This window comes from Armatimonas sp. (genome assembly GCF_043760365.1).
Taxonomy (GTDB): Bacteria; Armatimonadota; Armatimonadia; order Armatimonadales; family Armatimonadaceae; genus Armatimonas.
In genome coordinates, this window is the sequence record NZ_JAYUPA010000871.1 from 1 (window position 1) to 3,080 (window position 3,080).

The window sequence follows — 3,080 nt, forward strand, 5'->3', positions numbered from 1 at the left end:
GTTTAGGCGCGCTCGTCCATCGGGACAAACGCCAGATTGCGCGGGCCACCGTAGATGGACTCGGGGCGGATGATCAGGCTCTTGGGCATCTGCTCTAAAATATGGGCCGTCCAGCCGCTGGTTCGGCCAATCGCAAAGACGGGCGTGAAGATCTCGGAGGGGATTCCCACGGCATGCAGAATCAGCGCGGCGTAGAGCTCGACATTGGCGCGGAGCTTGTTGCCCGGCTTGCGCCTCTCCAGCTCATCCACCGTAGTCTGCTCGACAATCTTGATCAGATTCAGCAAGTGGTGATCCCCAGTCTCGTCGGCCATCTTATCGGCGGCATCCGAGAGCAAGGCAGCACGGGGGTCGCGCACTTGATAGACACGGTGCCCGAAGCCCATAATACGCTCTTTTCGATCTAGCGCGGCGCTGATCCAAGGGTGGACATTCTCCGCAGTGCCGATCTCGTCGAGCATGTCTAATACGGGGCCAGGCACACCGCCGTGGAGCCAGCCTTTGAGAGCACCGATCGCGCCCGTCAGTGCCGAGACCATGTCCGAGTTGGTGGACTGGATCACGCGGCCCGCGAATGTCGAGGCATTGAAGCCGTGCTCCGCGACCGCGACTAAGTAGGCATTGAGGCCCGCCACACGCGCCTTACTAGGCTCCGTACCCTCCAGCATGTAGAGGAAGCCCTCTGCCAGGCTGTGCTCGGGCTTCGGGTGAACAATTTCTTTACCCTCGCCTAGGCGGTAGCTATGCGCGACAATCGCGGCCATCTGTGCTTGAAGGCGTGCCGCGCGGCGCAGGGCGTTTTCCACATCCGCGGGGGCATTGATCGGCCAGGCGGATTCTGGGTCGCCAATGGTAAGGGTGGAGGCTCCTATGCGCAGGATGTCCATTCCCTCCGCGTGGGGCGCACAGGCACGCAGCGTCGCCAACGTCGCCTCGGGCAGCTCCCGAGCGACAGACATCTCTGCTCTGAGAGTGTCGTACTCTACGCGATTGGGGAGCTTGCCGTGCCAGAGCAGATAGCAGACTTCCTCGAACGTGACATTGCCAGAGAGGGAGCTGATATCGTAGCCGCGCAGAGTCAGCTTCCCGTTCTGACCATCTACCTCCGCAATTTGAGTTTTTGCGGCAACGACGCCTTTAAGACCATCGTGGATCGTCGGTTCGGATGCCTGGGTTTCGGGGGAGCTCATGTTTATCTAAAGAATCCTTTGGTTGGAGATTTCCGAGAGATAGTACCTGCCAGTGACTTGCTTGTCAACGTCGGAAAACTACCTGAAGTTCACACTATTTTTTTACCTGGATAGGAGACCACACGGGAGACGACGCTTTACCCTTGCCCTGTGTCAAATTGATGGGGGTGTCCGTGCCCGTTGCGGGGGTGACCAGCAGCTCTTTGTCCGCGACAAAGGCGAGTGCGGCGCTGTCCGGCGACCAGGTAACGGCACGGACAGGCTTGTCGTAGAGGAGTGTAGGAGGATCTTGCGCCGTGATATTACCCACAAATAGCCCCGCGGACTTGCCATCCCGCGCTTCCGAAATATAGATCGCGAGCATCTTACTGTCGGGGGCTACAGAGAAACCGTCCGCGATAAAGGGAAGCGGGATAATGCTCTGAGGAGTCAGCTTTGCATCAAAGTGAACCAGAACCGACTTGCCCTCCATCGCATCGTTTTGTGAGGAAAGCTGGTTAAGAAGTCTTCCCATCTGCTCCGTTGCCATCTGTTTCTCCTCCTCTGTCTTTGGGTTTGGAATCTGCATGGCTTCTTTCAGCGGGGCTCCTCCTGTGAAGAGCACGACGAAGCTGCCATCTTTGAGCGCCTGGAAGCGAAGATCTTGCGAAGATCCCAGAAGAGCCAGGAATTTTTCCTGAACCTGGTAGACCACGAGTACATGGCCATGCTCGCGCTTGACTGCGGCCAGAATGGTCGCACCGTCTTGGGAGACTGTGTACTGGCTGATGCCCCCCTCCGCAAAGAGAGCGGCAAGTGCGACATTGTCACGCTTTCCCTCGACCGTCGGAAAGATCGCATCGGAATCGGACGCATCGGTGGTGGTTCGGCCAATCTTTCCACTGTCCAGAAAAAATAAGTCCCGGTCGCCGCGAAAATAGGGTTGTTCTTTCGTGGATTCATTGACCGTCAGTGTGATTTGCCTTCGGCCCGGTGCCGCTTCCGTAAGACATACCTGGCGAACGCCGCTCAGGCCACGGTCTTCGGTGAACACGAGGTGCTGACCATCCGCCGAGAAGGCAAGCTCGCTCTCTAGTGTGGTGTCATTGGTGAGTGGGGTCGGCTCGCCGCCCGCTGCACTTGCCAGATAGATATCACTTTGACCATCTTTTTCCCAAACAAAGGCAATCTTGCCTGCCGTACTGGGGACACCGACAAAGGGCAGGGGAAAGCCACGATAGCCCCAGAAAGCCAGCCCCCCCAGAATACCTAGAGCCGCGAGGGCGAGCAGGAAATTGCGAAACGTGAAAGTTTTAGGACGCATAACTGATTTCTTAAAATTTAGTAAGTTCTGGCTACATAGCTGCCGAGGTAGCCCGTGTAGCCAATGGCGATCGTCGCCGCAAGCATGAGAACCAAGTAGCCTAGATAGAGTCTATTGCTGTTTAAACCGACACTAAAGTCTCTTGTGGCACTCCTCCAGATCAGCAGTAAGGCGATCCCGATGGTGCCGCCCAGCGCAAAGTTACGGTGAGGCAGGAGATGATCCGCCTCCCATTTCTCCACGCGAAACCAGCCGAGCTGTCCCCAAAAACCTGAGTAAATCGCGGGTAGCGAGAGTGTGACGGCAACGACTAACGCCCAGAAACCAACGGTACGCCATTCTTTTTTTCCAAAAATCTTACTCCCTAGATCAAATGCGAAGGAAACAAGAGTGAGTGCAAGTGCAAAGTGGACGGTGGCACCATGGAGGTGTTGCCAGAGCTTTATGGGGTCTTCCTGAGGCATAACCCTCCTATGATACAATAAACATAGACGGGTCGCCGCTTTCGGCGGCCCGTACTTTCGTTAATGGTGAAACTATATGCTGGCGGATATATCCAAAGATTTGAGCCTGCTTGCGGAGCGCCT

3 protein-coding genes are annotated in these 3,080 nt (G+C 56.5%); all 3 read right to left on the reverse strand.

The window, feature by feature from the left end; all coding sequences use genetic code 11:
• Window positions 1-2: 2 nt before the first annotated feature.
• Window positions 3-1,190, reverse strand: coding sequence for a citrate synthase (locus ACH2EH_RS21620; protein ID WP_395144993.1), 1,188 nt, complete (start codon window positions 1,188-1,190; stop codon window positions 3-5).
• Between the two features lie 94 nt (window positions 1,191-1,284).
• Entirely contained in the window at window positions 1,285-2,493 is a 1,209-nt protein-coding gene (locus ACH2EH_RS21625; RefSeq protein ID WP_395144994.1) for a hypothetical protein, read from the reverse strand.
• 17 nt (window positions 2,494-2,510) lie between these two features.
• Window positions 2,511-2,957, reverse strand: a complete 447-nt coding sequence (locus tag ACH2EH_RS21630; protein ID WP_395144996.1) for a DUF2231 domain-containing protein — start codon at window positions 2,955-2,957, stop codon at window positions 2,511-2,513.
• Window positions 2,958-3,080: the final 123 nt, after the last annotated feature.